Here is a 25,681-nt window from a genome sequence, read left to right as displayed (position 1 = left end):
CATGAAGCGACTACTTTCCAGCCTTGGCGCGGCGGTCGGCCTGGCCGTTTCGCTGATGGCGATCCAGCAGGCCCAGGCGGCCGATCAGCAGCAGATCAAGCGCGGTGAATACCTGGCGCGGGCGGCGGACTGCATGGCTTGCCACACTGCACCCGGTGGCGCGCCTTATGCGGGCGGCCTGCCGATCGTGTCACCGTTCGGCACCCTTTATGGCACCAATATCACCCCGGACAAGGACCACGGGATCGGCCTGTACAGCGATGACGAGTTCTTCGCTGCGCTGACCGAAGGCAAGCGTCGTGATGGCGCCAACCTGTACCCGGCGATGCCGTATACCTCGTATCACCTGATGCCGCGTGAAGACTCCGACGCCATTCACGCGTACCTGAAGACGGTCGCGCCGATCAGCCGTGCTGCACCGGTTACCCACCTGAGCTTTCCGTTCAACGTGCGTTTGGGGTTGACGGGCTGGAACATGCTTTACGGTAAGGACGTGAAGCTGGCGCCTGCGGACGGCAAAAGTGAAGACTGGAAACGCGGCCAGTACCTGGTCGACGTGCTCGGCCACTGTGGCGAATGCCACACGCCGCGTGGTCTGCCCGGCGCGATGAAACAAGACAAACGCTTGACGGGCGGCCTGCTCAATGGCTACCTGGCGCCCAGCTTGCTCGCCAACGATCTGGCGGCACGCGGCTGGACGCATCAGGACCTGAGTTCTTTCCTCAAGCACGGCATGAGCGCTCAAGGTACGATGTTCAACGAGATGTTCCCGGTGTTTCATAACAGCACCCAGAACCTCAATGACCCGGACCTGGCGTCCATGGCGACTTTCCTGCTCGGCGACCCGCCACCGCAAGCGCGGGTGTTGAGCGAAGTGCCGTTGGACAAAATGACTGAAAGCGCCCAGCGCGGGCGTCAGGATTACCTGAACGTTTGCGCCGGTTGCCATGGTGTCAACGGCGAGGGCAAGCCGCACATTGCGGTGGCAATGCAAGGCAACACCACGTTGCGCCTGGAAGATCCGCGCAACCTGTTGCGGGTGATTGAAGACGGAATTGGCGAGCAAAAATTTGCCGGCTTCGAGCGCATGCAGCCGATGCCGGGTTTCGCCGACAAGTTGAGCAATCAACAAATGGCGGACCTGATCAGCTATTTGCGTCAGGCTTGGGGCGGTCAACCGGCTGATCTGCTGATCGGCCAGATCGAGCAATTGAAGGCAGATGCTCCCGTTGAGCACAAGGCACACTGATATGCAGCATCTTGACCTGCAAGTGGTTCGGCGAGCGTTGGCCTGGTCCAGCGCTGGCCAGCGTGTATGGCTCTGCAGCGTGCTCGGCACCTACGGCTCGGCGCCTCGTGCGCCGGGCTCGATGTTGGCGGTCAACGACAGCGGGCAATGGATTGGCTCGTTGTCGGGTGGCTGCGTCGAGGACGACTTCCTGGCACGCATGGCCGAAGGGGCGTTTCTCGATGCTGTTTCAGTGGTGCGTTACGGCGAAGGCGATGATCCGCGCTCCACGATAAAACTGCCCTGCGGCGGGTTACTCGACGTGCTGGTGGAAAAGCTTGAACCTGAGTGCGAGGTGCAAGCCCATCTGCGCGAACTGGAGTCCGCGTTGCTGGGGCAGCGTCGTTTGATTCGCGAAGTGAATCTGGCCAGCGGCGCACGCAGTCTACTGGTTGACCGTGAACACGGGCCGCGTATCGAACGGGAAATCGACCGGGTGCGCGTGCGCGTCGGTGCGGCCCAACGCTTGTTGCTCGCCGGTTATTCCAGCGTGGCCCAGGCATGTGCCGAGTTTGCGGTGGGGCTGGGTTTCGAAGTGATTCTGTGTGATCCGCGTGATGAGGTCCTCGAAGGGGTGGTCCTTGAGAACGTGGAAATTCGTCGCGAGTTGCCGTCGATGTTCATCGCCGAGGGTGGCTGTCACAGCGATACAGCCGTGGTAGCGCTGACACACGATCCGCGCATCGACGACCTGGCCATGATGGAAGCGGTGCGCACCGAGGCGTTTTACATCGGTGTGATGGGCTCGATGCAAACCTCGCAAAAGCGCTTTGAGCGTTTACGGCGTATCGGTGGTTTGGGCGAAGCTGAACTGGCACGTATTCATGCGCCGATCGGGCTTAATCTGGGCAGCAAGACACCCGCGGAAATCGCCTTGGCGGTGCTCGCCGATATTCTGCGTATTCGCAGCGGTATAGCTCGGGATCAACTCTGAAAAACAGCCTGTCGGTGTGCTGCCGATCCTCGGCGAGTCCCGACTTCAGCGTATGAAGCCGGGACTTGCTTAGCGGAATCGAGGCAGTGGCCGGTCGACAGGTTTGAGTGAGGTCAGCGCGTTCTGAATCAGCGGGGCATCTTTCTCGATGTCTTGCAGACGGTCGCGAATTTTCATAGCGGTGGGGTGGCCGCCATGGATGTCGACCCAATCGGCGATCTCCTTGCAGGCAGCCGCCAAGCGCGCCTGACGCGAGTCGAGCAGGGTCAGCAAGGTAGTGATGGACTCTTTTTCGGACATGAGAAACACCTCCGTATCAGAGAAGCTTTTGATCGAGCAACAAAACGCTCGCCGGGCGCGAGCGTTTGCCGATGAGGTCGCCGATCCTTCAGCTGGAATCAGTATAGACCCGCAATGCCAATGGCAGCGGAGCCGCGTGCAGCCTGGGTTTCAGACTTTACGCGAGACCCGCGAGCTGGCGGCATTGAGCCGTCGGCACTCCTTCATGGCATCTTCTATACGCTCATAACCATCGCCGATAAAACCGCCGCCGGTGCGCGTATCGGCGATCCGGTACCAGACCGCCGCAATCGGCTGCTGATGAGACACTTCACCCGCACGGCGACCCTGAACGGTGGTCTTGTTGCAACGTTTCACAACGAATATGTCTTCCATGGCGTCACCGACGCTCCAGTTGTGTACACATCAACTATAGAAGCAAGTTGAAAAGGTGCAAAAGCGGTCTGTGCTGTTCGTCGCCTTAAGCGAGGACCGCCACTGCCTTGATTTGCGCCCACAGCTGCTGGCCGGGGTGCAGTTGCAAGTGATCGCGGGAATAGCGGGTGATGCGCGCGAGCAACGGTGTTCCGGCAGCGTCCAGGCGTACCAGCACATGGGCGGCGTTGTCCGCGGAAATTTCACTGGTCACTGTCACTGGCAGGCGATTGAGGATGCTGCTCAGTTCACCGCCCTGAAGACTCAGGCTGACATCGCGAGCCTGGACTTTGACGCGCAACAACTTGCCAACGGCCATAGGCGAATGCGCGACCCGCACATTCAATTGGCTGCGGGGCAGTTGCAGGGTCAGCAGTTGATAATGGGCGTCGTAGTCTGTCACCTGACCCTCGATCACCACGCCGGCGTCGTCGCCCAAGGCCAGTGGCAGGTCGAGCCGCGCAAGCGTTTCGCCGACAGGCCCGCTCGCCAGGGCTTTGCCGTAGCTCAGCAGGACAATGTGGTCGGCCAGCCGAGCGACTTCATCCTGCGAGTGACTGACGTACAACACCGGGATTTCCAGTTCGTCGTGGAGCCGTTCGAGGTACGGCAGGATTTCGCTTTTGCGTTGTGAGTCCAGCGCTGCCAGTGGCTCGTCCATCAACAGCAGTTTCGGGCTGGTGAGCAACGCCCGGGCGATACCGACCCGTTGGCGCTCGCCGCCCGAGAGGTGTTGTGGATGACGGTCCAGCAAGTGGCTGATTCCCAGCAGTTCGGTGGCGTGGGTCATATCGACCCGGCGTTGCTGGCGTGGAATGCGCCGCAGGCCAAACTCCAGGTTGGCCAGCACCGACAGATGGGGAAACAGACTGGCCTCCTGAAACACATAACCCAGCGCCCGTTTGTGCGGGGCGACAAAGAGTTTTTTGTCGCTGTCCTGCCAGACTTCGTCATTGATCTGGATAAAGCCTTGCTCGGCCTTTTCCAGACCGGCGATGCAGCGCAGACAGGTGGTTTTACCCGAGCCGGAATGACCGTACAGCGCCGTGACGCCGCGGCCGGGCAGGTGCAGGTCGACGTCCAGGGAAAAATCCGGGTAGCTCAGTTTCAGGCGAGCGTGAATCGTTGAGGTCATCGATCAGCTCCAGCCGGCTTTGGTTTTGCGGCTGGAGTACAGCGCCAGCAATACCAGGAACGAAAACACCAGCATCGCCCCGGCCAGCCAGTGGGCCTGGCCATATTCCATGGCTTCGACATGATCGTAGATCTGCACCGACACCACGCGGGTTTTGTCCGGGATATTGCCGCCGATCATCAGCACCACGCCGAACTCACCGACGGTATGGGCGAAGCCGAGAATGGCCGCGGTGATAAAGCCTGGCCTGGCCAACGGCAAGATCACGTTGAAAAAAGTGTCCCAGGGGTTGGCACGCAAGGTGGCGGCCACCTCCAGCGGACGCGGACCAATCGCCGAGAAGGCGTTCTGCAATGGCTGGACGACAAAGGGCATCGAGTAGATAACCGAACCGATCACCAGCCCTGCAAAACTGAACGTCAACGTGCCCAGCCCCAGTGCCTGGGTGAACTGGCCGATGACCCCGTTAGGACCGAGGGTCAGCAGTAAATAGAAGCCGATCACCGTCGGCGGCAGCACCAGGGGCAGGGCGACGATGGCGCCGATGGGTCCGCGCAACCAGGAGCGGGTGCGCGACAGCCACAGCGCAATTGGAGTGCCGATGACCAGCAGGATGGCCGTCGTCAGGGAGGCCAGCTTGAGGGTCAGCCAGATGGCGGAAAAGTCGGCACTCGATAGCGTCATTTAGAGTTGATAACCGTAGGACTTGATGACCGCAGCGGCTTTAGGCCCTTTGAGGTAGGCAACCAGCGCCTTGGCGGCCGGGTTGTCTTTGCCTTTGTTGAGGATCACTGCGTCTTGTTTGATCGGGTCGTGCATGTCGGCTGGAACGATCCACGCCGAACCGCCAGTGACTTTGCCGTCTTTATAGATCTGCGACAAGGCGACGAAGCCTATTTCTGCATTACCGGTGGAGACGAACTGGTAGGCCTGGGTGATGTTCTGGCCTTCGACGATCTTGTTTTTGACCTTGTCGGTCAGGCCCAGCCTGGCCAATACCTGGGTCGCCGCAAGGCCGTAAGGGGCGGCTTTCGGGTTGGCGATCGACAGGTGCTGATAGGTGTTGTCGCTGAGCACTTTGCCTTTGGCGTCAACGTAACCGTCCTTGGCCGACCACAGTGCCAGGGTGCCGATGGCGTAGGTGAAACGCGAACCTTTGACCGTGTCACCTTCGTTCTCGAGTTTTTGCGGGGTGCTGTCGTCAGCCGACAGGAGCACTTCGAACGGCGCACCATTTTTGATCTGGGTGTAGAACTGGCCCGTGGCGCCATAGGCGGCGACCAGTTTGTGCCCGGTGTCTTTTTCGAAGTCGGCGGCAATGGCCTGGATCGGTGCGGTGAAATTGGCCGCGACCGCAACCTGGACTTCATCGGCGTGGACTGAGCCAAACGCGAACACGGCGAGCAAGGATGCCAGGCAAGTAGGGGCAATACGTGAGGCACGAATAGTCATGAAGCGGCTCCGAGGTAGGCAGGTGCAGTGGGCAGTTTTTATTGGAGGCGAACTGCACCGACGCTAGGGTGCAAACGCTATATAGGTGAATATATAGCGAATTACCGACAAACGGAACTTTGTCGCTGGCTTCAAAAGATCGTCCGAATGCGGCCCGAACCTTCGGCAACTACGGGAACTGGCGGAGCTGCCGAAGCCTGCGATCCTGGCTATTGATTGATCGTTCCCACGCTCCTGCGTGGGAATGCAGCCAGTGACGCTCCGCGTCACCTGCCGAAGCAGACGCAGAGCGTCCGTTGAGGCGTTACCACGCAGAGCATGGGAACGATCAAATGGTGTTTAGCGACGCGCCATCAAGGCCAGCGCCTCGTCAGCCAGCCGCCGGGTCAACTCAGCGGTGGGTAACTCAATCCCAAGCCGCAGCGCTTGTCCGGCCCAGAGATTGCTGAAGTCCGCTTCATCCTTGGCCCGCAGTGGCATCAGCGCGCCGCCGGCCAGCGGGAAGGCCGGTGCTTGCGGGCTGATCGGGCCGAGTTCGCGCATGACCCGATTGAGAATCCCCCGCGCGGGCCGCCCGGTGAAAATATTGGTCAGCGCCGTCTCGCTTTCCTTGGCGCTGCGCAAGGCCCGGTGATGGGAGGCGCTGACCTTGGCTTCCGGGGTAAACAGGAAGGCGGTGCCCAGTTGCACTGCCGAGGCCCCCAAGGCGAAGGCGGCGACAATTCCGCGCGCATCGCCGATCCCGCCAGCGGCGATCACCGGTACGCTGACGGCATCGACGATCTGTGGCACCAGTGCAAAGGTGCCGACCTGACTGTTCAGGTCATCGCTGAGAAACATCCCGCGATGGCCTCCGGCCTCGTAGCCCATGGCGATGATCGCGTCGCAGCCATGCTGTTCCAGCCAGATCGCCTCCTCGACGGTGGTTGCTGAAGACAGGACCTTCGCACCAGTGGCTTTGACCCGATCGAGCAGGGATTTTTCCGGTAGGCCGAAGTGAAAACTCACCACCTGCGGACGGAACTCTTCGAGCACCGCGCAGGCGGCGGCATCGAACGGCGCACGATTGGAAACCGGGGTCGGTGCGTCGAAGTCAGCGCCCAGTTCGCGGTAATAAGGCTCCAGCAAGTTTTTCCATTGCTGAGCGCGTTGTTCGTCGGCCACGGGTGGTTGATGGCAGAAGAAGTTCACGTTGAACGGGCGCTGGCTGTGTTGCCGGATGACCTTTAGCTCTTCGCGCAACTGTTCGACGCTGAGCATGGCCGCGGGCATAGAGCCCAAGGCGCCGGCATTGCTGGCCGCAATGACCATGGCCGATCCGGTGGCTCCGGCCATGGGAGCCTGGATGATCGGCAATTCGATGCCGAGCAGATCAAGAATACGGGGGTCAGGCCACTGGCTCATTGGGACGTCCTCTTCATGACAAGAGCGGCTTTTGTAGCAGGAGTCAGCGTCATAAGGCCAGTGGCCTTTAGGCGCAGATGCCGAGTGCAACAGCGTAGCCTCCGGTTGTGCCAGCGCTTGCACCAATGGCATTGTGGCCGCTTGTGGTGGATGTGAATCGTTAACGACGGAGGAACTGTTCCATGGATTTGAAGCAACTTGAGGTTTCACCATTCCGCGTATCGGGATTGCGTGTGCGTACGCTTAACAGCGCTGAGCAGCAGGCAACTACCGCCAGAATCGGCCCGATGTGGCAGCGTTTTTTTGTCGATGGGTTATTTGACAAGATTGCCAATAAGAAACCGGACTCACTGGCTTACGGGGTGTACTCCCACTATGAGTCCGATGCCTCGGGCTCTTTCGATGTGATGGCCGGGGTGGCGGTCAGTGAAGCTGCCCCCGGTTATGAAACCATTGAGGTGCAGGGCGGCCAGTACCTGGTTTTCGAGGCGAAGGGAGCGATGCCGGGCAGTGTCATCGAGGCGTGGGGCAGGGTCTGGGCGTATTTTGAGGCCAATCCGCAGGTCAAACGCCGATTTGCCACCGATTTCGAAGCCTATACCGGCCCTGAGTCAGTGGCAGTGTATATCGGCATTTTCTAAGGCCGGGTTTCACGCGCAAGCAGTTGACGCTTGCGCTCCACTCCCCAGCGGTAGCCCGAGAGATCGCCATCGCTGCGTACCACCCGATGGCAGGGAATGGCCACCGCAAGGTTGTTGGCACCGCAGGCCTGGGCCACGGCACGGAAGGCTTTTGGCGCGCCGATGCGCTGGGCTATTTCGGCATAGCTGGCGGTGCTGCCCGCCGGAATATCTCGCAGCGCCATCCACACCCGCTCCTGAAACGCCGTGCCGCGCACATCCAGCGGCAGGTCCAGGCCAAGCGCCGGGGCTTCGATGAAACCCACCACCTTGGCAATCAACTGCTCGAACTCATGGTCGGCGCCAATCAGGTTGGCCTGGCGGAACCGGTCTTGCAGGTCGCAGACCAGGGCGTGGGGATCGTCCCCCAAGAGGATCGCACACACCCCGCGTTGACTTTGTGCCACCAGAATTGCGCCTAATGAACATTGGCCGACGGCAAAACGGATGTCGGTGTTCTGGCCCGCAGCGCGGTAGTCGCTGGGCTTCATGCCAAGTAGATGATCGGCGGACTCATAGAAACGGCTGTTGGAATTGAAACCTGCCTCATACAGCGCGTCGGTCACCGAACCGGCGACTTCCAGGCGTTCACGAACCCTGCGTGAACGTTGCGCAGTGGCATAGCCCTTGGGCGTCAGGCCGGTGACAGCCTTGAACACCCGATGAAAGTGGAAAGCGCTCATTCGTGCGGTCTCTGCCAGTTCGTTCAAGCTGGGCAACGTCTCGGCAGCCTCGATCTGCCGACAGGCTGCGGCGACCAGTGCGGCGTGTTGCGCGGCGAGATGAGTCTGGTCCGGTGCTGCGCGTTTGCTCGGGCGATAACCGGCAGCCTGAGCCTGTTCCTCGGTGTCGAAAAACTCGACGTTTTCCGGTTTCGGCAATCGTGCCAGGCTGCTGGGGCGGCAATAGATCCCGGTGGTTTTCACCGCGTAGACAAACTGACCGTCGGCATGCGGGTCGCGAGCCAGCACCGCGGACCAACGGGGATCTTGCTCTGTGGTGGGTTTGGCAGTGGTCATGGAGGGTACCGGTAGAAGGTTCATTCGTACGGAGCCTAGCGAGTGTGGGCGCTGAGGACACTCCGGCGCTTGCGGTCAAATTCCGGATGTCATCCCGCCGTGCGGAAGGTGAAGTTGATCCGCTGTCCGCCCAGTTGTGGGTGATGACCCTCCTTGAGCGGCAGCACGCCGTGATAACGCAAGCGATCCACGCCGCCCCAGACCACGATGTCTCCGTGAAACAGCGGCACTCGCAGGCGTTTGTCGCTACGCTCAAAGCCGCCGAACAGGAACATCGCCTGCAAGCCGAGGGACACCGAAACAATCGGTGGATCGTAGGATCGTTCATCCTTGTCCTGATGCAGCGACATTTTGGCTCCCGGCAGATATCGGTTGATCAGGCAGGCATCCGGCTCAAAGTGATGGAAGCCGGCTTCTCGTGCGGCGGCCTGTGCCATCTCCCGAAAGACCTCGGGCATTGCCGGCCATGGCTGGCCGCTGACGGGATCGATGCGAGTGTAGCGATAGCCCCTGCGATCGGTGGTCCAGCCCAGCGTGCCACAACTGCTCAAGCCGACGGACATGGTTAAACCGCCAGGGGTGACCATCTGCCGAAACGGTGCGGCCAGTAAAATCTTCTCCAGCACCGGCAGCAATTGCGCCACCCAGGGCAGGGCGAAACCTCGGAGAACGAAAGACTGTTCGCCGATTTGCTCGGTCCTGGCCGGTTGCCGGTCTTCACCGGCAAACAGGTCGAAGGTCGCTGGGGGCATCACTTTACTGCGCATCGTGAAAGATCACTCCAAGGGTGTGCCGTTTGCCGCTGTGCAGGCGACTGACACCGTGGCGCAGGTTCACCCGGTAATCGCCGCGAACACCTTTGACCGGGCGCTGATGCACGGCAAAGATCAGCGCATCGCCTTTTTCAAGGCTCATCACCATGGGCCGTGATTGCATCCGTGGGCGTTGCTCGGTGAGCACGAATTCGCCGCCGGTAAAGTCATCGCCGGGAGCGGACAGCAGAATCGCCACTTGCAGCGGGAACACATGCTCGCCATACAGATCCTGATGCAAACAGTTGTAGTCCTGCGGGCCATATTGCAGCAAGAGCGGCGTAGGACGCTCTTGTCCGGCGTCATGACAACGTTGCAGGAAGGCAGCGTGTTCCGTGGGAAAGCGACCGGGCAAGTCCATCCGTTCATTCCAGCGATTGGCCAGCGGGACAAGCCTTGAGTAAAGCGTGCCGCGCAGGCAAGCAACGATATCTGGCAGCGGGTAGCGGAAATACTTGTACTCGCCGCGCCCGAAACCATGCCGGGCCATTATCACTTGCGAGCGGAAAAGCGCAGGCTGAGCGTAGAACGCGCAGAGATCTGCACAGTGTTCAGGGTTCAGCAGGCCTTTGATTATCGCGCAGCCGTCCCGGTCGAGGTCTTGCTCCAGGGAAGGCCAATCCAGCGTGTCGATACGTGAGACCAGAGGCTGTTCGCCCATCGCACGGACGCCGCTGATATCACGTGTAAGGGGGGCGTTGTGCTGCAACGAAGTGGGCATGTTCCGGCTCCTGAACCCAAGGTTGAGGTTTGCCAGTCTAGGGAGTACGAAGGTGGGTGACACTCCGGTGCTTGCGGTCGAACTCCGGAGTGGTTGTGCCAGGGGGTTACAGCGCTTTGCTGACCTTTATATCGCTGATTCCGGACAAGTCGCCGTGAATCGCTTCGAGTGCCGCTCTGGCTTCTTCTTCGGTGCCGGTTTCAAGCTGGGCGAACTCGAAACGGCGTTCTTCGTTGAGTTTGTATTTGATGACGTATTTAGTCGTTTGGGCCACGGTCGTACCTGTCTGTCGCAGTGCGGGCCGAGGTCTCAGCTGAGTTTCGAGCTGGACCGGCGGATGATTTTGATCGAGTGGGTCAGGGTCGGTTTGCGGGTCACGCTGATCGGCCGGCGGTTGACCGTGTCGATGGTGATGTTCCAGAAGCCGGTGCTTGGCGCGGTGATTTTCGCAGGGAAGGTGCCGAACGCGCCGCCGTGGTAAGTGTGGCGGCCGCCATTCTTGAAGCTGCGAAAATTGGCGTCGTTCATCAAGCGGATGTTGCACATTTGGGAGCATTGAATGACGACGATGTCATCTTCATTGAGGTGCTCGCGCTGGTGGATAAATTTCATGGGGGCGCCTCCAGAAGGGCTTTTTCTACAAAATCAAAACGATAGCATGGGCGATGGCGCAGTTTATCAGCCCGAACGGTTTATTATTGGGCTACCGCGAGGCGCTTTGACAATTAAAAACAGCTATTCGGGTTTTTATGGGTGATAAAGCAGCGGTCTCCGGAGAAAAACAGTATTTGCGCTGTCGGAGGGTCTTTAAGGGAGGATTCGTATGAAGCGGGGTGTTTTGGTACTGGCGTTGGCGATGAGTGGTTGCGCGACTGTCTCGGACATTAGTCAGACGCTGCCGACCATGAATGTGATCTCGGGGAAAAAACCTCAAGCGTATGCCGACTGTGTGGCCAAACATTTGGCCAGTACCCGAGGGGCTGTGCAAATGGAGCCCTACAACAAGGATGGTGTCCGGGTCATTGTTCCAGGAAAACTGTCTGCGAGTCCGTCTGCGGTGTTTGACATCGAAGAACGATCCAGCGGGAGTAGCATCAAGCTCCACGAAAGCATGTCCAATGTGCCCATTCGGCCTGGAGATGTGCAGGATGCGGCCAACAAATGCATTTCTGGCTCATAGTTTTTTTGGCGATTCCCTCTCGCTCGCTGAATTTGAAATTGGCTGATTGACCGTATCGTCCGATAAACTGTCGTCAATCAGCAGGAGTGCCGTCCAGCCTCGGGCTTGGGCGGCACTGTCATTTCTGGAGTGGTCAATGAAGCGAGAGCAAGTAAGAGAGCGGCATGCAGAGGGGCTCATCTCTGCGACGCATGTGATTCAAAACCCGGCAAACTCCGGGGAATGGATTGTGTTCTTCAAGAAAAGTGCAGGGCGCAGCTATTTCCTGGTGGATGAAAACGACGAGGTCGAATCATTCGCTCGGCTGGATGATTTGATCGAGACAGTACGCGGCCTCGGGATCAAATTCGCCGAAATTCACATGTAACGGCCATAGCGTCTTGCCGGTTACTTGCACACCACTACGACGCTGCGGCTCTTGTAGTTGCCAACGTCGACGCCCAGGGTCTTGTCGCTCTCCTTGGTGGCTGGCGTGCCATCGGTGCCAATGATCCGATAGCCGGTTCCAGCGCAGGAATCGTCAGCCATTTGATAACATTTGGCCCAGGAGTTGGCTTCACCCGAGCAGTCGATCGACAGGCCTTGCTCGCCATTGTTCAGATAGGTTTTGGACGCAGTGGCGCAACCGCTCAAGGCCAACACCGCAATCAGAGCCAGATATTTTTTCATGTGAGGGTCGTCATCGAGTGAACAGTGTGTAAGGGCGTGAGTCGCCCTGCAGCGAGATGCTATAGCGAACAACCATCTCGGTACAGACAAACACAAAAAAGCCCTGCACGTTGGCAGGGCTCTTTCGAGCAGTGGTGTTACTCAGGCTTGGCGCCGCGCCGCTTGGGTGCAGGCGGGGTGTCTTGCAGCACCGAGGCCACTTCAATCGCCATCGCTTCTGTAGGGAAAGGCCCGGCGATGTTTTCGCCGCTAACGCTGTCGACCCACCATTGGCCATCTTTGGCCTGATTAATCAGGTAACCGTTTACGCTTTTTGCTGCCGACATCTATCTGCCTCGTTGGCTGGTTCAATCGCGTAATGATAACTGGAAACGTGCCCGGGCGCGTTCACTGGTCTAAAGTGAAGTCTTTGCGTTGTTCCGTACGCGTTGGCCTGGAGGCTAATCTGCGTCGTTGCGGAACTATCTGCCGGAATATTTCTCTATGATGGCATCGGTTAGCCAGTGTGGGGCATTGTAAGGTGCTCGCCGCCTGATTAGACTGCGCCGAAACTCGTACACACAGCCCTTTTAAGGACTTTTATGATCAAGAAATGCTTGTTCCCAGCAGCCGGTTACGGTACTCGCTTCCTGCCAGCGACTAAAGCCATGCCTAAAGAAATGCTGCCGGTGGTGAACAAGCCACTGATCCAGTACGGCGTTGAAGAAGCGCTGGACGCTGGTTTGACAGAAATCTCCATCGTGACCGGTCGTGGCAAACGCGCACTGGAAGACCACTTCGACATCAGCTACGAGCTGGAAAACCAGATCAAAGGTACTGACAAAGAGAAATACCTGGTCGGCATCCGTAAACTGCTCGACGAGTGCTCGTTCTCCTACACCCGTCAAACCGAAATGAAAGGCCTGGGTCACGCGATTCTGACCGGTCGTCCATTGATCGGTGACGAACCGTTTGCGGTAGTGCTGGCGGACGACTTGTGCGTCAACCTGGAAGGCGACGGCGTACTGACCCAGATGGTCAAACTGTACAAGCAGTACCGTTGCACCATCGTCGCGATCCAGGAAGTCGACCCGCAGGAAACCCACAAATACGGCGTGATCGCTGGCGACTTGATTGGTGACGACCTGTACCGCGTCCGCAACATGGTCGAGAAGCCAAAGCCAGAAGATGCTCCATCCAACCTGGCGATCATCGGTCGTTACATCCTGACCCCGGACATCTTCAAGCTGATCGAAGAAACCGAGCCAGGCAAAGGCGGCGAGATCCAGATCACCGACGCCCTGATGAAACAGGCGCAAGACGGTTGCGTGATTGCCTACAAGTTCAAAGGCACACGTTTCGACTGCGGTGGTGCTGAAGGCTACATCGAAGCGACCAACTTCTGCTTCGAACACTTCTACAAGACCGGCAAGGCTTACTAAAAGCGCTTCGCTGTTTTGTTCTGAAAAGCCACCTTCGGGTGGCTTTTTTGTTTTCTGGCCCCATGTCATTCGCAGCGCTGACCGAGAAAGCTGCAGCGGGTATGCTTGTGGCCTGCCGAGGAGATTGAAAATGGCCTACGATTTTGACCTTTATGTGATTGGCGCCGGTTCCGGCGGTGTACGAGCAGCACGCTTCGCAGCGGGTTTCGGCGCGAAAGTGGCAGTGGCCGAGAGCCGCTATCTGGGCGGGACTTGTGTCAACGTTGGCTGCGTGCCGAAGAAGTTGTTGGTTTACGGGGCGCATTTTGCCGAAGACTTCGAGCAGTCGCAGGGCTTTGGCTGGTCGTTGGGCGAGGCGAATTTCGATTGGGCAACGCTGATCGCCAACAAGGATCGCGAGATCAATCGGCTGAACGGTATCTACCGCAATCTGCTGGTCGGCAGCGGCGTAACCTTGCATGAAGGCCACGCCAAAATCGTTGGCCCGCATGAAATCGAGATCAACGGCGAGCGCCATACCGCCAAGCACATTCTGGTTGCCACGGGCGGCTGGCCGCAGATCCCCGAGATTCCGGGGCACGAGCACGCCATCAGCTCCAACCAGGCGTTTTTCCTCAAAGAGCTGCCCAAGCGCGTTCTGGTGGTCGGTGGTGGCTATATCGCCGTAGAGTTCGCCGGGATCTTCCACGGGCTGGGTGCTGAAACCAGCCTGTTGTATCGCGGTGAGTTGTTCCTGCGTGGCTTCGACGGCTCGGTGCGCAAGCATTTGCAGGAAGAGCTGACCAAACGCGGGATGAACCTGCAATTCAATGCCGACATCGAGCGCATCGAAAAGCAGGCCGATGGCAGTTTGAACGTGACCCTCAAGGATGGTCGCGAGTTGCAGGCGGACTGCGTGTTCTACGCCACGGGTCGTCGTCCAATGGTCGACAACCTGGGGTTGGAGAACACCAAAGTCACGCTCGACAAGAAAGGCTTTGTCGAAGTCGACGAGCTGTATCAAACCGCTGAGCCATCGATTCTGGCGATTGGCGATGTGATCGGTCGCGTGCAATTGACGCCGGTAGCCCTGGCTGAAGGCATGGCGGTGGCGCGTCGGCTGTTCAAGCCTGAGCAGTATCGTCTGGTCGACTACAAGATGATTCCCACGGCCGTATTCAGCTTGCCGAACATCGGCACCGTTGGCCTGAGTGAAGAGCAGGCGAGGGACGAGGGTTATGAGGTGCAGATTTTCGAAAGCCGTTTCCGGCCGATGAAGCTGACCATGACCGAGTGCCAGGAGCGCACATTGATGAAATTGGTGGTGGACGCCAAGACCGACAAGGTTTTGGGTTGCCACATGGTCGGCCCGGAAGCGGGCGAGATCGTTCAGGGCCTGGCGATTGCCTTGAAGGCTGGCGCCACCAAGCGCGATTTCGACGAAACCATCGGCGTGCATCCTACCGCTGCCGAAGAGTTCGTCACCATGCGCACGCCCGTAGCGGGCTAATCTCCTCACTCTCTCTGAAGCGGTACCTGGCTTCGCGTTAATCGCGCAGGCCAGGCCGTTTCCCGGGATGGCCCGGATCGTTGAAAAGGTCGTTGGTGGATGGATATGGTTTTCTTCTATCAATAGCGTTGGCTAATAGCGAAAACCAATTAGCAGCATCAGGTTTGCCAATGAGCCATCAGGCGATTGGGTGGGTAGGATTAACCTCATCAACTTTTCAACCCTGACGGAGAGTCAACGATGCCTATCATCAACAGCCAAGTAAAACCGTTCAACGCTACCGCATTCAAAAACGGCGCATTCGTCGAAGTGTCGGACGCCGATCTGAAAGGCAAATGGTCTGTCGTGTTCTTCTACCCGGCCGACTTCACCTTCGTTTGCCCAACCGAGCTGGAAGACCTGGCTGACAACTACGATGCGTTCCAGAAGCTCGGCGTAGAAATCTACAGCGTGTCGACCGACACCCACTTTGCCCACGCCGCATGGCACAACACTTCGCCTGCGATCGAAAAGATCAAGTACACCATGATTGGTGACCCGACCCACGTGATCTCCCGCAACTTCGACGTGCTGATCGAAGAAGTCGGCCTGGCAGACCGTGGCACCTTCGTGATCAACCCTGCAGGTCAGATCAAAATCGTTGAGCTGAACGATGGCGGTGTAGGCCGTGACGCGTCCGAGCTGCTGCGCAAAATCAAGGCTGCCCAGTACGTTGCCGCTCACCCGGGCGAAGTCTGCCCAGCCAAGTGGAAAGAAGGCGAGGCCACCCTGGCTCCGTCTCTGGACCTGGTCGGCAAGATCTGAGTCTGTGAGTCGATTGAGGGCGATGAGCTCTTAAGCACGTAAACCGCATCGCCCCAAAAAACGCCTGGGCGAATCTGCCCGGGCGTTGTTTTTTCTACCGCATAAAACATGGAAATCGCCCGTATGTTGGACGCCAATCTTAAAGCTCAGTTGAAGTCATACCTGGAACGGGTCACCCAGCCGATCGAGATCGTCGCCTCCCTCGACGACGGTGCGAAATCCCAGGAAATGCTCGCGTTACTCAAAGACGTTGCCAGTCTTTCCCAGCAAATTACCTTGCTCGACAACGGTATCGATGCGCGCAAGCCATCGTTCTCGTTGAACCGCCCGGGAAGCGATATCAGCCTGCGTTTCGCCGGTATCCCCATGGGCCACGAATTCACTTCGCTGGTGCTGGCCTTGCTGCAAGTCGGCGGTCACCCTTCGAAGGCCAGTATCGAGGTGATCGAACAAATCCGCTCGCTCAAAGGCGAGTTCAACTTCGAGACCTACTTCTCGCTGTCGTGCCAGAATTGCCCGGACGTGGTCCAGGCGCTGAACCTGATGGCGGTGCTGAACCCGAACATCCGTCACGTCGCCATCGACGGTGCGTTGTTCCAGGACGAAGTCACTGAACGTCAGATCATGGCTGTGCCAAGCATTTATCTGAACGGCGTGAACTTCGGTCAGGGCCGTATGGGGCTGGAAGAAATCATCGCCAAGATCGACACCAGCGCCGTCGAGCGTCAAGCCGAGAAGATCAGCGCCAAAGATGCCTTTGACGTACTGGTCGTCGGCGGTGGACCGGCCGGTGCTTCGGCAGCAATCTACGCCGCCCGTAAAGGCATTCGTACCGGCGTTGCAGCCGAGCGTTTTGGTGGTCAGGTGCTGGACACCATGGCAATCGAAAACTTCATCTCGGTACAGGAGACGGAAGGGCCGAAGCTCGCCGTTGCGCTGGAAGAGCACGTCAAGCAATACGACGTCGACATCATGAACCTGCAGCGCGCCGACAAGCTGCTGCCGGGCAAAAACGGCGAGCTGCACCAGATCAGGTTCGCCAGCGGCGCTTCACTGAAAGCCAGGACCGTGATCCTCGCGACCGGTGCTCGCTGGCGTGAAATGAACGTCCCGGGCGAACAGCAATATCGCAACAAAGGCGTGGCGTACTGCCCGCACTGCGACGGCCCGCTGTTCAAAGGCAAGCGCGTTGCGGTGATTGGTGGTGGTAACTCGGGGGTCGAAGCGGCCATCGACCTGGCGGGTATCGTCGCCCATGTCACGTTGCTGGAGTTCGACGTGCAGTTGCGTGCAGACGCAGTGTTGCAGCGCAAGTTGCACAGCCTGCCGAACGTGACCGTGATCACCAGTGCGCAAACCACTGAAGTGACCGGCGATGGCCAGAAGGTCAGCGGCTTGCGTTACAAGGATCGTCAGTCAGGCGAAGTGCTGAGCATCGAGCTGGAAGGGATCTTCGTGCAGATCGGTTTGTTGCCTAACACTGATTGGCTCAAGGGCACCGTCGAGCTGTCGCCGCGCGGCGAGATCATCGTCGATCACCGTGGCGAGACCTCGATACCGGGTGTGTTCGCTGCCGGCGATGTAACGACCGTGCCGTACAAGCAGATCGTGATCGCGGTAGGCGAGGGTGCCAAGGCATCGCTGAGCGCCTTCGACCACCTGATTCGCACGTCCGCCCCTGCGTAAACGTCAACGCTGAAAACACAAAACCCCATGAGCGATCATGGGGTTTTTTGTGTCTTGCGCATGATCGTTCCCACGCTCTGCGTGGGAATGCAGCCCGGGACGCTCCGCGTCCCAAAAAGCGTGACGCAGAGCGTCACAGGAAGCATTACCACGCAGAGCGTGGGAACGATCAGTGTCGGTGATTTTTTACAGCGGTGCCGGCTGAATGATCTCAACCCAGTACGCATCCGGGTCCTTGATGAAGGCCAGGCTCTTCATGCGGCCGTCGTTCAGGCGTTTCTGGAAATCGCAGCCCAGGGCTTCGAAACGCTCGCAAGCAGCACGAATGTCTGGCACCGAGATGCAGATGTGGCCGAAACCGCGAGGGTCGGTGTTGCCATTGTGGTAGGCGAAATCCGCATCGTTCTCGGTGCCGTGGTTGTGAGTCAGCTCAAGAATACCGGGAATCGATTTCATCCACTGGGTGCGTGCAGCGGCGTCGGCCGGGATCTGGTTCTTATCGACCAGCGCCAGGAAGTACAGGCTGAACTCGGCTTCCGGGAAATCGCGCTTTTCCACCAGCGTAAAGCCGAGGATGCGCGTGTAGAAGTCCAGGGATTTGGTGATGTCCTTGACTCGCAACATGGTGTGGTTGAAGACGAATTGCTGTGTGGCGGTGTCAGGTTGGGCGGTAACGCCGGGGAAGGTGTTCAGTTCGTGCAGGCTCATGGGCCCTCCGGTAAATAAGTGGGGCAAACGGCGCTCAAGACAAGAGCTGTCCCTTGGCTTGCAGTTGATGAGGCTTGCTTGCAGTACGCCAATAATACGGGGGCATTGCGCCAAAGCAAAACCTTCGGCTATTGCCTGGTGGCGTGGCTGGGCTCAGACTTTACGTTTGCCCCGTCAGTGTTGAGTGCAATGATTCGACCGTATCGCTACCTGCTTGTTATGACCTGCCTGTTTTCGGCTGTTACCTGCGCCGAGACTGTGCTTCCCGAGATTACTTGGCCCAGCGGCTGGGCAGTGCAAGTGTTGCCGCAAGAGGATGCCACAGCTCAAACACCGCCAAGGGTTTCAAGGCAGCGGGCGGTGAAAAACGATGCAAACGGTGATCCGGTCCTGGTCATGGAGTTGACCATGAGCCAGGTTGAGCCTGGGCATGAAGTCAATTTGCAAGGCGTGCTGCTGGAAATGCGCAAGTCCGTGCAAAAGGATTTTTTTCAGGGCGGCTATCAAAGTGTGTGCAACAAAATTCATCCCGCTACATTGAGCAGGCTGCAAGCGCTGGAAACCACCTGTACGGTCACCCAGAATGGACGACATGTGTTGTCGCAAACATTAGTCGCAGCGCTAGATGCCGATAAGGCCTATGTTTTTTCCTACGCAGGCCAAGCCGAAGCTTATGCCGCAAGTCAGGATGAAATACGCGATGCGCGAAACAGTTTGAGACTTAAGTAATGCGCGACATCTGCACGCTTCCAGTGCCGAGAGTTACTGTTTAATACCCAAAGGGATTAAGCATAAAGTTGTGTCGGGTGTCCGCGGTATTTAGCAGGCGTTTCCAACGGGATCGACGATCATCGTTGCATTAAGTATAGGTGAGCATAAAAAAGCCCTGCACAGGCAGGGCTTTTGGAGGGGCGCAGGAAAGCTTAAGCGCGCAGCCAGGAGTCAACGGTGCTCGCACCATATTGTTCCTTCCAGGCTTTCAGGCCGCGGTGATTACCGCCCTTGGTTTCAATCAGTTCACCGGTGTGCGGGTTTTGATAAACCTTGACCACGCGGGCGCGGCGAGTTTTGGGTGCAGCGGCCTGCTGCAGGCTGGATTTTGGATTCGGGTCGAGGATGGCGATGATGTCGCGCAGGCTCTTGCCGTAGGTTTTCATCAGCCCCTGGAGCTTTTCTTCGAATTCGATTTCTTTCTTGAGCCCGGCGTCGTTCTTCAGCGATTCCAGCTGCGCGAGCTGTTCTTGAAGGGCCTTTTCAGCGGCACGAAATTCAGCGAGTCTGGACAATATCTTTACTCCAATAGTGTGTTTGGCTGATACCAACCGCCAACAAAGCTATAAGCCAAGAGCCTTGTAGCGACTCGGTGTTAATGGCTCACCTGTCAATCTTGCGCAGGCAAGAAAAATTGTAGTAGTTAATTCGCTCAGAGTAAATCACGTCTTTTTCATGATGTAACGCACGTTGCTGTTTGATGCAATTTGCTGCTGGGATCCTTTTGTTAAGGATGTCCAGGGAGCGCCGAAAGTGGCTAACTAATGGCTGTTCAACGCAATAATGAAATCGGCGCCCGGCATTGGTCGCCCAAATAGGTAGCCTTGCAGGAAGTTCACCCCGTGACGGGCAAGATAATCACTCTGTTCGAGGGTTTCGACACCTTCGGCAACGATACCAAGGTCCAGCTTGGCCGAGAGTTCGATGATGCTGTCGAGTATGTGGCGGGACAAGGCATCGACGCCGATCATCGCCACAAAGCTTTGATCTATTTTCAGAAAGTCCACATTGAACTGGCGCAAATAGCCGAGGCTTGAATGCCCGGTGCCAAAATCATCGATCGCAATCATCACCCCCAACGCATGTAACTGTTCGAACAATTGAAGGGTGATGGCGTTGGGTTCGATCAGCTCGCGTTCGGTCAGCTCCAGAACCAGCGCAACCTTGCCAGGCGGGAAGGCGGCGAGAAACTCGCGGCAATCGTCTACCAGCGCAAGGTCACGGCAGTGGTTGGCGGTGATGTTGATGCCGATGTGAAAGCGCTCATGGAGCACATGCGCATGCGGGGCGAGCAACGCTGCAGTCTGGCGCATCAACGAGCGGGTCATCGGCACGATCAATCCAGAATGCTCGGCGAATGGAATGAACAGGTCCGGACGCACCAGGCCTTCTCTTGGGTGTTGCCAGCGCATCAGGACCTCGATGCCTGCCCACTCTTTGCTGTCACCGTGAACCACAGGCTGGAAGTAAGGAATGAACTCATTGGCTTCCAGTGCCCGTTGCAGTTCATGAGTCTGTGATGACGAGCGCTTCTGTAGCCAATGACCAATGGCCCCGGCGATGACCCCAAAGAAAATCAACAGACTGAACAGCGGTGGGTATTCGTTCTTCATATAGCGCCAGACTTCACCCACGGGAAAGCCGGCCTCGACCTCAAAGGCATACCGCGAAGATTCAAGATTGCTTCGGGCTACCGGTAATACAGGCAGGGCGCCCTCATGGACCTTGCCATCGGCTGACAGCCAGTGGGGCCCGACTTGCAGCAACAGCAGGGTCTTGCGGCCAATCAACCGCAGGACATTGCTCAGGTGATAGCCGTCAAGGGAGGTCAGGGCGCCTTGTCTGCCATTGCTGAGGCGATACACCAGCAATGCGGTATCGGGCGTGACAGGGTTGCCGTTCATCAACCACAACGTGCCCTTGGTGTACTCGCCAGGATCAACTTCTGCCTGATAGTCGCCAAACAGCGAGCTGCAATACAGGTTGTTGTCCCACACCAGATTGGTTGAGCGCACAAACGGCCGACGCGTGACTTGCTCACGCAGGGCCAGTTTTACGTCGACGCAAGGTTGGCCGGCCAGAGGTAGCAGTTCTTCTGCTGCCTGCGCAGTGTTGTCGAGCATCAAATCGACCTGGCGCACTGCATCTTCGGCCGTTTGGTAGGTGCTTTGTTCCAGCACCCGTTCGGCTTGCATGTGCAGAATGACGAAGCCAAGCACCACCGGCACCAAGCCGATCACCAGCGTGATGAGGTTGCGAGTCAGTGGCGTTCGGCGGGCGTTGATGGTCAAGGGCATCTATGGAACCTGCGGCGACGAAGTAGGGTTCTCAGATGGAGTAGGGCTCTCAAATGCAGGCAGGGCACAGACTTGCCTCTCAAAAAGAGTACAGACAAGGGCCATGATAGATGGCGTACAGGCTTTGTGCTTTTCAACGGTAGCCCAGGCTTACGGCTAACTTGATAAACGCCAGGGTCGCCGGTGATGACTGGCGCTGGTCGAGCACCGCTAAGCCAACCTGACGTTTGACCGGCGGTGAAAGCGGCTTTTTCACGTAGCGCGGGTGTTCCGCGTTTGGCAGCGAAAGTTCGGCCACCAGCGTCAAGGCGTCGCCACGGCCGACGGTTTCCAGCGTGCTGAGCAATTGCGAGCTGCGATAGCGAATGTCCGGGGTCAGCCGGGCAGCGCTGAACAGGTGCGAGACCAGCTCCGAAGAGCCTGCTTCAGTGAGAATGAACGGGTCGTGACACAGATCACTCAAGGTCAGGCTGTCGCGTCGGGCGAGTTCATGAGTGGTCGGTATCAGCGCGACCATCTGATCTTCCACGAGCGCAAACGTCTCAAAGCGTTCCTCTGGCAGCACCACAAAACCGATATCGATACGCCGCTCTTCAAGCCATTGCAGCACTTGCCGATCAGGACCTTCGTCAACGTGGATCTCGATTCCGGGATACGCCGCACGGTAGTGCTGCAAAATCTTCGGCAGCAGTTTGATCGACGAGGTCGGTCCGAATGAGCCGATACGCAGCGTGCCACGCTTCATTCCGCGAGCATCCGCTGCTTCCTGGCGCAGGGTGCTGGCCAGTCCGAGCATGGCGCGGGCGCGCAACAGCAGTTGTTGACCGATATCGCTGAGCTCGATGTGGGCCTGATGCCGTCTGAGCAACTCGACACCGAGTTCCTGCTCCAGCGACTTGATGGCATGGGACACCGCCGACTGGGTGATGCCCAGGCGGTTGGCCGCACTGGTGAAACCGTGCAACTCGGCCACCAGCGAAAAGATCTCGAGTTGGGTCAGGGTCATGAGTATTTACTCATTTTACGATGATCAGACATTACGCAAAGAATACGTCATCCGACGTCCTTCTTACCGTGGAGATTTATGAAAAGCCTTGTCCAGAGCGGCTTCCGTGATTCGGATGTTCCGGTCTACCTGAAACTCGCCACTGTCACCATGATCTGGGGTGGGACTTTCGTTGCCGGTCGGTTTCTCGCTGACTCACTCAGCCCGTTATTTGCGGCGAGCCTGCGTTTTCTGTTGGCGAGCCTGGCCTTGCTGTTGTTTATGGTTCTGGCGCGCATCCCTTTGATGCGTCCGACCTTCAAGCAGTGGTTGCAATTGGGGATGCTGGGTTTTTTCGGGATCTTCTTTTACAACCTGTGTTTCTTTTACGGCTTGCACTACATCAACGCCTCTCGTGCATCGTTGATCGTGGCGTTGAATCCGGCTGTCATCGGGTTGGCGTCGTGGCTGCTGTTCAAGGAGCGCTTGAGTCGGGCCAAAATTGCAGGCATCGCGATTTGCATCGCTGGGGCAGGGGTGGTCATTTTCAGTCGCAACCAGCCTGTGTTTGATGGCGGTGCCGCGAACAGCTGGATCGGTGATCTGCTGATTTTCGGTTGCGTGTTGGGTTGGGGCATCTACTCAGTGTTTTCCAAAAGCCTGAACCAGACGTTGGGCCCGCTGCATACCGTGACCTACTCGATTGTGCTGGGCACATTGATGTTGTGGACGACCAGCGCCGTGCGCGGTGAAGTGAGTCTTGAGGTCCTGGGCGATTTGCAGGTGACGCAGCTGTCGAGTCTGTTGTATCTGGGTGTACTCGGATCGGCGCTGGCCTACATCTGGTACTACGAGGGTATTCGTAAAATCGGCGCCACCCGCTCGGGGGTGTTCATCGCCCTGAATCCGCTGACGGCAGTGATACTTGGCGCGCTGTTGCTGGGCGAGCAACTGAGTGGGGCGATGTACCTGGGAGGCGCGGCGATTCTGCTGGGCATTTACCTGTGCAATAAACCCCTTGCACCGGCGTCAAAAAGGGGGATTTTATAGAGAAGGCGGACAAACAAGGTTACGCTGTGTAGAATCCGGTTACGCATATAAGAATAACGTCTTCTGGCAGCAGAAGCCTCGCCCGCAAGAGCCTTGGGTCGACAATGAAGATATTTGGGTTCCAATTGATCTACGGTGATTTTCTCGCCCGCAGTGTGCGGGGTATCTCCTGCGCGCCACCCGCCGCTCTCAGCAGTGCTTGTAACTAACGTTCCGTTAATTCCCAAAGCATCATGATGAGGCGCCAACCATGGCAGATTTATACGAAAACCCAATGGGTCTGATGGGCTTTGAGTTCATCGAACTCGCATCGCCGACCCCGAACACCCTTGAGCCGATCTTCGAGATCATGGGTTTCACCAAGGTCGCGACCCACCGCTCCAAAGACGTGCACCTGTATCGTCAGGGCCAGATCAACTTGATCCTCAACAACGAACCCCATAGCGTGGCCTCGTACTTCGCGGCTGAACACGGTCCGTCGGTATGCGGCATGGCGTTCCGGGTCAAGGATTCGCAAAAAGCCTACAAGCGAGCCCTGGAACTCGGCGCCCAGCCGATCCACATCGAAACCGGTCCGATGGAACTGAACCTGCCGGCGATCAAAGGCATCGGCGGCGCGCCGCTGTACCTGATCGACCGTTTTGGCGAAGGCAGTTCGATCTACGACATCGACTTCGTGTTCATCGAAGGCGTTGACCGCCACCCGGTCGGCGCAGGCCTGAAGATCATCGACCACCTGACCCATAACGTGTATCGCGGTCGTATGGCGTATTGGGCGAACTTCTACGAGAAGCTGTTCAACTTCCGCGAGATCCGTTACTTCGACATCAAGGGTGAATACACCGGCCTGACCTCCAAGGCCATGACCGCCCCGGATGGCATGATCCGCATCCCGCTGAACGAAGAATCGTCCAAAGGCGCCGGGCAGATCGAAGAGTTCCTGATGCAGTTCAATGGCGAGGGTATCCAGCACGTTGCCTTCCTTTCCGATGACCTGATCAAGACCTGGGATCACCTGAAAAAGATCGGCATGCGCTTCATGACCGCGCCGCCAGACACCTACTACGAAATGCTCGAGGGCCGTTTGCCGAACCACGGCGAGCCGGTCAACGAACTGCAAGCGCGGGGGATTCTGCTGGACGGTTCGTCCGAAGCGGGCGACAAGCGTCTGCTGCTGCAAATCTTCTCGGAAACCCTGATGGGGCCGGTGTTCTTCGAATTCATCCAGCGTAAAGGCGACGATGGCTTCGGCGAAGGCAACTTCAAGGCGCTGTTCGAATCCATCGAGCGCGACCAGGTTCGCCGTGGTGTGCTCTCGACTGAGTAATTCGCTGCAGTTGTAAAACTGTGGGAGCGAGCCTGCTCGCGATAGCGATCTGTAAGCCAACATCAATGTTGCGTCTGAAGATCCCATCGCGAGCAGGCTCGCTCCCACATTGTTTTGCGCAACGTTAAGATCGGCGATGCCGCATCAAATGCTTGAACCCCTCAAACACCAACACCAGGACCGCCAGCCAGATTGGAATGTAGGTCAGCCACTCTCCCGCCTTGATGCTTTCTCCCAGCAGCAACGCAACCCCCAGCAACAGCACCGGTTCGACATAGCTCAGCAACCCGAACAGGCTGAACGGCAGCAAGCGGCTGGCAATGATGTACACCACCAGCGCCAAAGCACTGATCACCCCGAGCAGCGGGATCAGCAGCGACAACCATGGGTGTTGATCGAATACGGCAAAGCCTTGTTCACCGCTGTGTACGAACCCGTACGCGACCGGCAGCATCAGCGTCATGTCCAGCCACAAACCGCCGAGGTTGTCCGACGCCAAGCGTCGGCGCAGCACGAAGTAGGTCGGGTAACCGATGGCCACCAACAGGGTCGCCCAGGAAAAACTGCCCACCTGATACAACTCATTGAGCACGCCGAGGGTGGCGAAAAACGCGGCGACCTTTTGCAGGTACGAAAGCTGTTCGCCATAGGCGATGCGTCCGGTCAACACCATGGTCAGTGGCAGCAGGAAGTAGCCCAGCGAAACGTCAAGGCTATGACCATTCAGCGGTGCCCACATGAACAACCAGAGTTGCACGCCGAGCAATGCCGAGGAAACCAGCAGACCACCGAACACTGCCGGTTTGCTGCCTACCCGACGGAGGATCTCGACCACGCGCCGCCATTCGCCGGAAACCACCATGAACACGGTCATGCACGGCACGGTCAGCAGCATTCGCCAGCCGAAGATTTCCACGCCGCTCAGGGGCGACAGCAACGAGGTGTAGAAATACATGACGGCGAACAGCACCGAGGCTGACACCGATAGAGCAATACCTTTAGACAAACTGTCCTCGCGAGACATTGAGTGAGCGTGAAGCGGGTGCAGAGGATACGTGGTTTCAGAGCCGAATATTGTCCGGATGATCAACATAAACCAACTGTGGGAGCGAGCCTGCTCGCGATGACGGTCTAC

General features: G+C 58.0%; 30 protein-coding genes. 12 read left to right on the top strand and 18 right to left on the bottom strand.

Annotation, left to right across the window (positions count from 1 at the left end):
• The first annotated feature begins 1 nt into the window (after position 1).
• Positions 2-1,249, top strand: a complete 1,248-nt coding sequence (locus BK658_RS18285; RefSeq protein ID WP_123583493.1) for a c-type cytochrome — start codon at positions 2-4, stop codon at positions 1,247-1,249.
• A 1-nt stretch (position 1,250) separates the two neighbouring features.
• Complete coding sequence (locus BK658_RS18280; RefSeq protein ID WP_123583492.1) at positions 1,251-2,222, top strand: XdhC family protein; 972 nt, start codon at positions 1,251-1,253, stop codon at positions 2,220-2,222.
• Between the two features lie 69 nt (positions 2,223-2,291).
• Here BK658_RS18280 and BK658_RS18275 read toward each other — a convergent pair whose 3' ends face one another.
• The 6 genes from BK658_RS18275 to BK658_RS18250 all read right to left on the bottom strand — a co-directional run bounded on the left by BK658_RS18275 (position 2,292) and on the right by BK658_RS18250 (position 6,927).
• Positions 2,292-2,522: a hypothetical protein gene (locus BK658_RS18275; protein ID WP_054597737.1), complete on the bottom strand. Its 231-nt coding sequence runs from the start codon at positions 2,520-2,522 to the stop codon at positions 2,292-2,294.
• A gap of 150 nt (positions 2,523-2,672) precedes the next feature.
• Positions 2,673-2,897 carry a hypothetical protein gene (locus BK658_RS18270; protein ID WP_123583491.1) on the bottom strand — a complete coding sequence of 75 codons (225 nt, stop codon included), beginning with the start codon at positions 2,895-2,897 and terminating at the stop codon, positions 2,673-2,675.
• Between the two features lie 85 nt (positions 2,898-2,982).
• Positions 2,983-4,071, bottom strand: a complete 1,089-nt coding sequence (gene modC / locus BK658_RS18265) for a molybdenum ABC transporter ATP-binding protein (RefSeq protein WP_123583490.1) — start codon at positions 4,069-4,071, stop codon at positions 2,983-2,985.
• Positions 4,072-4,074: 3 nt separating this feature from the next.
• Positions 4,075-4,755 (bottom strand): molybdate ABC transporter permease subunit, encoded by a 681-nt coding sequence (gene modB, locus BK658_RS18260; RefSeq protein ID WP_123583489.1) that lies wholly within the window; start codon positions 4,753-4,755, stop codon positions 4,075-4,077.
• The gene (modA, locus tag BK658_RS18255; RefSeq protein WP_123583488.1) at positions 4,756-5,523 is read right to left on the bottom strand and encodes a molybdate ABC transporter substrate-binding protein; all 768 of its coding nucleotides are present in this window, start codon (positions 5,521-5,523) and stop codon (positions 4,756-4,758) included.
• Between the two features lie 339 nt (positions 5,524-5,862).
• Entirely contained in the window at positions 5,863-6,927 is a 1,065-nt protein-coding gene (locus BK658_RS18250) for an NAD(P)H-dependent flavin oxidoreductase (RefSeq protein WP_123583487.1), read from the bottom strand.
• A 182-nt stretch (positions 6,928-7,109) separates the two neighbouring features.
• On the opposite strand from BK658_RS18250, the gene BK658_RS18245 reads away from it, so the two are divergent.
• Positions 7,110-7,568 carry a GyrI-like domain-containing protein gene (locus BK658_RS18245; RefSeq protein ID WP_123583486.1) on the top strand — a complete coding sequence of 153 codons (459 nt, stop codon included), beginning with the start codon at positions 7,110-7,112 and terminating at the stop codon, positions 7,566-7,568.
• On the opposite strand, the gene ada is transcribed toward BK658_RS18245, so the two are convergent.
• From ada to BK658_RS18225, 5 genes are all read right to left on the bottom strand, one after another.
• Complete coding sequence (ada, locus tag BK658_RS18240; protein WP_123583485.1) at positions 7,565-8,626, bottom strand: bifunctional DNA-binding transcriptional regulator/O6-methylguanine-DNA methyltransferase Ada; 1,062 nt, start codon at positions 8,624-8,626, stop codon at positions 7,565-7,567. The two genes, BK658_RS18245 and ada, sit on opposite strands and share 4 nt — an antisense overlap.
• Positions 8,627-8,715: 89 nt before the next feature.
• Positions 8,716-9,378 carry a DNA oxidative demethylase AlkB gene (gene alkB / locus BK658_RS18235; RefSeq protein ID WP_404943191.1) on the bottom strand — a complete coding sequence of 221 codons (663 nt, stop codon included), beginning with the start codon at positions 9,376-9,378 and terminating at the stop codon, positions 8,716-8,718.
• A 4-nt stretch (positions 9,379-9,382) separates the two neighbouring features.
• On the bottom strand, positions 9,383-10,099 hold the full coding sequence (locus BK658_RS18230) for a 2OG-Fe(II) oxygenase (protein WP_123583781.1): 717 nt from the start codon (positions 10,097-10,099) through the stop codon (positions 9,383-9,385).
• 166 nt (positions 10,100-10,265) lie between these two features.
• Positions 10,266-10,433 (bottom strand): hypothetical protein, encoded by a 168-nt coding sequence (locus BK658_RS30010; protein WP_019690028.1) that lies wholly within the window; start codon positions 10,431-10,433, stop codon positions 10,266-10,268.
• A gap of 35 nt (positions 10,434-10,468) precedes the next feature.
• Positions 10,469-10,771, bottom strand: coding sequence for a DUF1883 domain-containing protein (locus BK658_RS18225; RefSeq protein WP_123583483.1), 303 nt, complete (start codon positions 10,769-10,771; stop codon positions 10,469-10,471).
• A 211-nt stretch (positions 10,772-10,982) separates the two neighbouring features.
• Between BK658_RS18225 and BK658_RS18220 the strand changes: the two genes are divergently transcribed.
• Together BK658_RS18220 and BK658_RS18215 are read left to right on the top strand one after the other, a co-directional pair.
• On the top strand, positions 10,983-11,339 hold the full coding sequence (locus BK658_RS18220) for a hypothetical protein (protein WP_123583482.1): 357 nt from the start codon (positions 10,983-10,985) through the stop codon (positions 11,337-11,339).
• 136 nt (positions 11,340-11,475) lie between these two features.
• A complete protein-coding gene (locus BK658_RS18215) occupies positions 11,476-11,706 on the top strand; it encodes a hypothetical protein (protein ID WP_123583481.1) in 231 nt (76 codons plus the stop codon).
• 20 nt (positions 11,707-11,726) lie between these two features.
• Here the strand turns inward: BK658_RS18215 and BK658_RS18210 are convergent, their stop codons facing one another.
• Both BK658_RS18210 and BK658_RS18205 read right to left on the bottom strand, forming a co-directional pair.
• Positions 11,727-12,008: a hypothetical protein gene (locus tag BK658_RS18210; protein WP_054597726.1), complete on the bottom strand. Its 282-nt coding sequence runs from the start codon at positions 12,006-12,008 to the stop codon at positions 11,727-11,729.
• Between the two features lie 137 nt (positions 12,009-12,145).
• The gene (locus tag BK658_RS18205) at positions 12,146-12,334 is read right to left on the bottom strand and encodes a hypothetical protein (RefSeq protein WP_123583480.1); all 189 of its coding nucleotides are present in this window, start codon (positions 12,332-12,334) and stop codon (positions 12,146-12,148) included.
• 255 nt (positions 12,335-12,589) lie between these two features.
• Between BK658_RS18205 and galU the strand changes: the two genes are divergently transcribed.
• The 4 genes from galU (at position 12,590) to ahpF (ending at position 17,408) form a co-directional block, all read left to right on the top strand.
• Positions 12,590-13,429 carry a UTP--glucose-1-phosphate uridylyltransferase GalU gene (gene galU, locus BK658_RS18200; RefSeq protein ID WP_095108460.1) on the top strand — a complete coding sequence of 280 codons (840 nt, stop codon included), beginning with the start codon at positions 12,590-12,592 and terminating at the stop codon, positions 13,427-13,429.
• A gap of 130 nt (positions 13,430-13,559) precedes the next feature.
• Positions 13,560-14,918: a glutathione-disulfide reductase gene (gene gorA / locus BK658_RS18195; protein WP_123583479.1), complete on the top strand. Its 1,359-nt coding sequence runs from the start codon at positions 13,560-13,562 to the stop codon at positions 14,916-14,918.
• A 240-nt stretch (positions 14,919-15,158) separates the two neighbouring features.
• Positions 15,159-15,722: an alkyl hydroperoxide reductase subunit C gene (ahpC, locus tag BK658_RS18190; RefSeq protein WP_123583478.1), complete on the top strand. Its 564-nt coding sequence runs from the start codon at positions 15,159-15,161 to the stop codon at positions 15,720-15,722.
• 123 nt (positions 15,723-15,845) lie between these two features.
• Positions 15,846-17,408, top strand: coding sequence for an alkyl hydroperoxide reductase subunit F (ahpF, locus tag BK658_RS18185; protein ID WP_123583477.1), 1,563 nt, complete (start codon positions 15,846-15,848; stop codon positions 17,406-17,408).
• A gap of 186 nt (positions 17,409-17,594) precedes the next feature.
• Here ahpF and gloA read toward each other — a convergent pair whose 3' ends face one another.
• Positions 17,595-18,116 carry a lactoylglutathione lyase gene (gene gloA / locus BK658_RS18175; protein WP_103316383.1) on the bottom strand — a complete coding sequence of 174 codons (522 nt, stop codon included), beginning with the start codon at positions 18,114-18,116 and terminating at the stop codon, positions 17,595-17,597.
• A gap of 189 nt (positions 18,117-18,305) precedes the next feature.
• On the opposite strand from gloA, the gene BK658_RS18170 reads away from it, so the two are divergent.
• Positions 18,306-18,845: a DUF4946 domain-containing protein gene (locus tag BK658_RS18170; RefSeq protein ID WP_123583780.1), complete on the top strand. Its 540-nt coding sequence runs from the start codon at positions 18,306-18,308 to the stop codon at positions 18,843-18,845.
• 194 nt (positions 18,846-19,039) lie between these two features.
• On the opposite strand, the gene BK658_RS18165 is transcribed toward BK658_RS18170, so the two are convergent.
• The 3 genes from BK658_RS18165 to BK658_RS18155 all read right to left on the bottom strand — a co-directional run bounded on the left by BK658_RS18165 (position 19,040) and on the right by BK658_RS18155 (position 22,190).
• Complete coding sequence (locus BK658_RS18165; protein WP_071550476.1) at positions 19,040-19,402, bottom strand: histone-like nucleoid-structuring protein, MvaT/MvaU family; 363 nt, start codon at positions 19,400-19,402, stop codon at positions 19,040-19,042.
• Positions 19,403-19,648: 246 nt separating this feature from the next.
• Positions 19,649-21,184: an EAL domain-containing protein gene (locus BK658_RS18160; RefSeq protein WP_123583476.1), complete on the bottom strand. Its 1,536-nt coding sequence runs from the start codon at positions 21,182-21,184 to the stop codon at positions 19,649-19,651.
• Between the two features lie 133 nt (positions 21,185-21,317).
• Positions 21,318-22,190, bottom strand: coding sequence for a LysR family transcriptional regulator (locus tag BK658_RS18155; RefSeq protein ID WP_123583475.1), 873 nt, complete (start codon positions 22,188-22,190; stop codon positions 21,318-21,320).
• A 78-nt stretch (positions 22,191-22,268) separates the two neighbouring features.
• Here BK658_RS18155 and BK658_RS18150 point away from each other — a divergent pair, with 78 nt between their 5' ends.
• Together BK658_RS18150 and hppD are read left to right on the top strand one after the other, a co-directional pair.
• Entirely contained in the window at positions 22,269-23,219 is a 951-nt protein-coding gene (locus tag BK658_RS18150; protein ID WP_123583474.1) for a DMT family transporter, read from the top strand.
• A 250-nt stretch (positions 23,220-23,469) separates the two neighbouring features.
• Positions 23,470-24,546, top strand: a complete 1,077-nt coding sequence (gene hppD, locus BK658_RS18145; protein ID WP_054597714.1) for a 4-hydroxyphenylpyruvate dioxygenase — start codon at positions 23,470-23,472, stop codon at positions 24,544-24,546.
• Positions 24,547-24,670: 124 nt separating this feature from the next.
• On the opposite strand, the gene rarD is transcribed toward hppD, so the two are convergent.
• Entirely contained in the window at positions 24,671-25,552 is an 882-nt protein-coding gene (gene rarD / locus BK658_RS18140) for an EamA family transporter RarD (protein WP_123583779.1), read from the bottom strand.
• Positions 25,553-25,681 lie beyond the last annotated feature (129 nt).

Origin of the sequence: Pseudomonas brassicacearum, from assembly GCF_003732175.1 — a bacterium.
Taxonomy (GTDB): Bacteria; Pseudomonadota; Gammaproteobacteria; order Pseudomonadales; family Pseudomonadaceae; genus Aquipseudomonas; species Aquipseudomonas brassicacearum_G.
The sequence above is the reverse complement of the archived record's forward strand: the minus strand, read 5'-3'. Positions and strand labels throughout refer to the sequence as shown.

Coding starts and splice junctions, on each gene's coding strand:
- galU (WP_095108460.1), top strand. CDS start 12,590: ATGATCAAGAAATGCTTGTTCCCAGCAGCCGGTTACGGTACTCGCTTC.
- BK658_RS18155 (WP_123583475.1), bottom strand. CDS start 22,190: ATGACCCTGACCCAACTCGAGATCTTTTCGCTGGTGGCCGAGTTGCAC.
- BK658_RS18280 (WP_123583492.1), top strand. CDS start 1,251: ATGCAGCATCTTGACCTGCAAGTGGTTCGGCGAGCGTTGGCCTGGTCC.
- modA (WP_123583488.1), bottom strand. CDS start 5,523: ATGACTATTCGTGCCTCACGTATTGCCCCTACTTGCCTGGCATCCTTG.
- BK658_RS18220 (WP_123583482.1), top strand. CDS start 10,983: ATGAAGCGGGGTGTTTTGGTACTGGCGTTGGCGATGAGTGGTTGCGCG.
- BK658_RS18205 (WP_123583480.1), bottom strand. CDS start 12,334: ATGTCGGCAGCAAAAAGCGTAAACGGTTACCTGATTAATCAGGCCAAA.
- BK658_RS18170 (WP_123583780.1), top strand. CDS start 18,306: ATGATTCGACCGTATCGCTACCTGCTTGTTATGACCTGCCTGTTTTCG.
- modB (WP_123583489.1), bottom strand. CDS start 4,755: ATGACGCTATCGAGTGCCGACTTTTCCGCCATCTGGCTGACCCTCAAG.
- BK658_RS18225 (WP_123583483.1), bottom strand. CDS start 10,771: ATGAAATTTATCCACCAGCGCGAGCACCTCAATGAAGATGACATCGTC.
- ahpF (WP_123583477.1), top strand. CDS start 15,846: ATGTTGGACGCCAATCTTAAAGCTCAGTTGAAGTCATACCTGGAACGG.
- BK658_RS18245 (WP_123583486.1), top strand. CDS start 7,110: ATGGATTTGAAGCAACTTGAGGTTTCACCATTCCGCGTATCGGGATTG.
- BK658_RS18210 (WP_054597726.1), bottom strand. CDS start 12,008: ATGAAAAAATATCTGGCTCTGATTGCGGTGTTGGCCTTGAGCGGTTGC.
- hppD (WP_054597714.1), top strand. CDS start 23,470: ATGGCAGATTTATACGAAAACCCAATGGGTCTGATGGGCTTTGAGTTC.
- alkB (WP_404943191.1), bottom strand. CDS start 9,378: ATGCCCCCAGCGACCTTCGACCTGTTTGCCGGTGAAGACCGGCAACCG.
- BK658_RS18150 (WP_123583474.1), top strand. CDS start 22,269: ATGAAAAGCCTTGTCCAGAGCGGCTTCCGTGATTCGGATGTTCCGGTC.
- BK658_RS18275 (WP_054597737.1), bottom strand. CDS start 2,522: ATGTCCGAAAAAGAGTCCATCACTACCTTGCTGACCCTGCTCGACTCG.
- ada (WP_123583485.1), bottom strand. CDS start 8,626: ATGACCACTGCCAAACCCACCACAGAGCAAGATCCCCGTTGGTCCGCG.
- BK658_RS18250 (WP_123583487.1), bottom strand. CDS start 6,927: ATGAGCCAGTGGCCTGACCCCCGTATTCTTGATCTGCTCGGCATCGAA.
- gloA (WP_103316383.1), bottom strand. CDS start 18,116: ATGAGCCTGCACGAACTGAACACCTTCCCCGGCGTTACCGCCCAACCT.
- BK658_RS18215 (WP_123583481.1), top strand. CDS start 11,476: ATGAAGCGAGAGCAAGTAAGAGAGCGGCATGCAGAGGGGCTCATCTCT.
- ahpC (WP_123583478.1), top strand. CDS start 15,159: ATGCCTATCATCAACAGCCAAGTAAAACCGTTCAACGCTACCGCATTC.
- BK658_RS18230 (WP_123583781.1), bottom strand. CDS start 10,099: ATGGGCGAACAGCCTCTGGTCTCACGTATCGACACGCTGGATTGGCCT.
- modC (WP_123583490.1), bottom strand. CDS start 4,071: ATGACCTCAACGATTCACGCTCGCCTGAAACTGAGCTACCCGGATTTT.
- BK658_RS18285 (WP_123583493.1), top strand. CDS start 2: ATGAAGCGACTACTTTCCAGCCTTGGCGCGGCGGTCGGCCTGGCCGTT.
- BK658_RS18270 (WP_123583491.1), bottom strand. CDS start 2,897: ATGGAAGACATATTCGTTGTGAAACGTTGCAACAAGACCACCGTTCAG.
- gorA (WP_123583479.1), top strand. CDS start 13,560: ATGGCCTACGATTTTGACCTTTATGTGATTGGCGCCGGTTCCGGCGGT.
- BK658_RS18160 (WP_123583476.1), bottom strand. CDS start 21,184: ATGCCCTTGACCATCAACGCCCGCCGAACGCCACTGACTCGCAACCTC.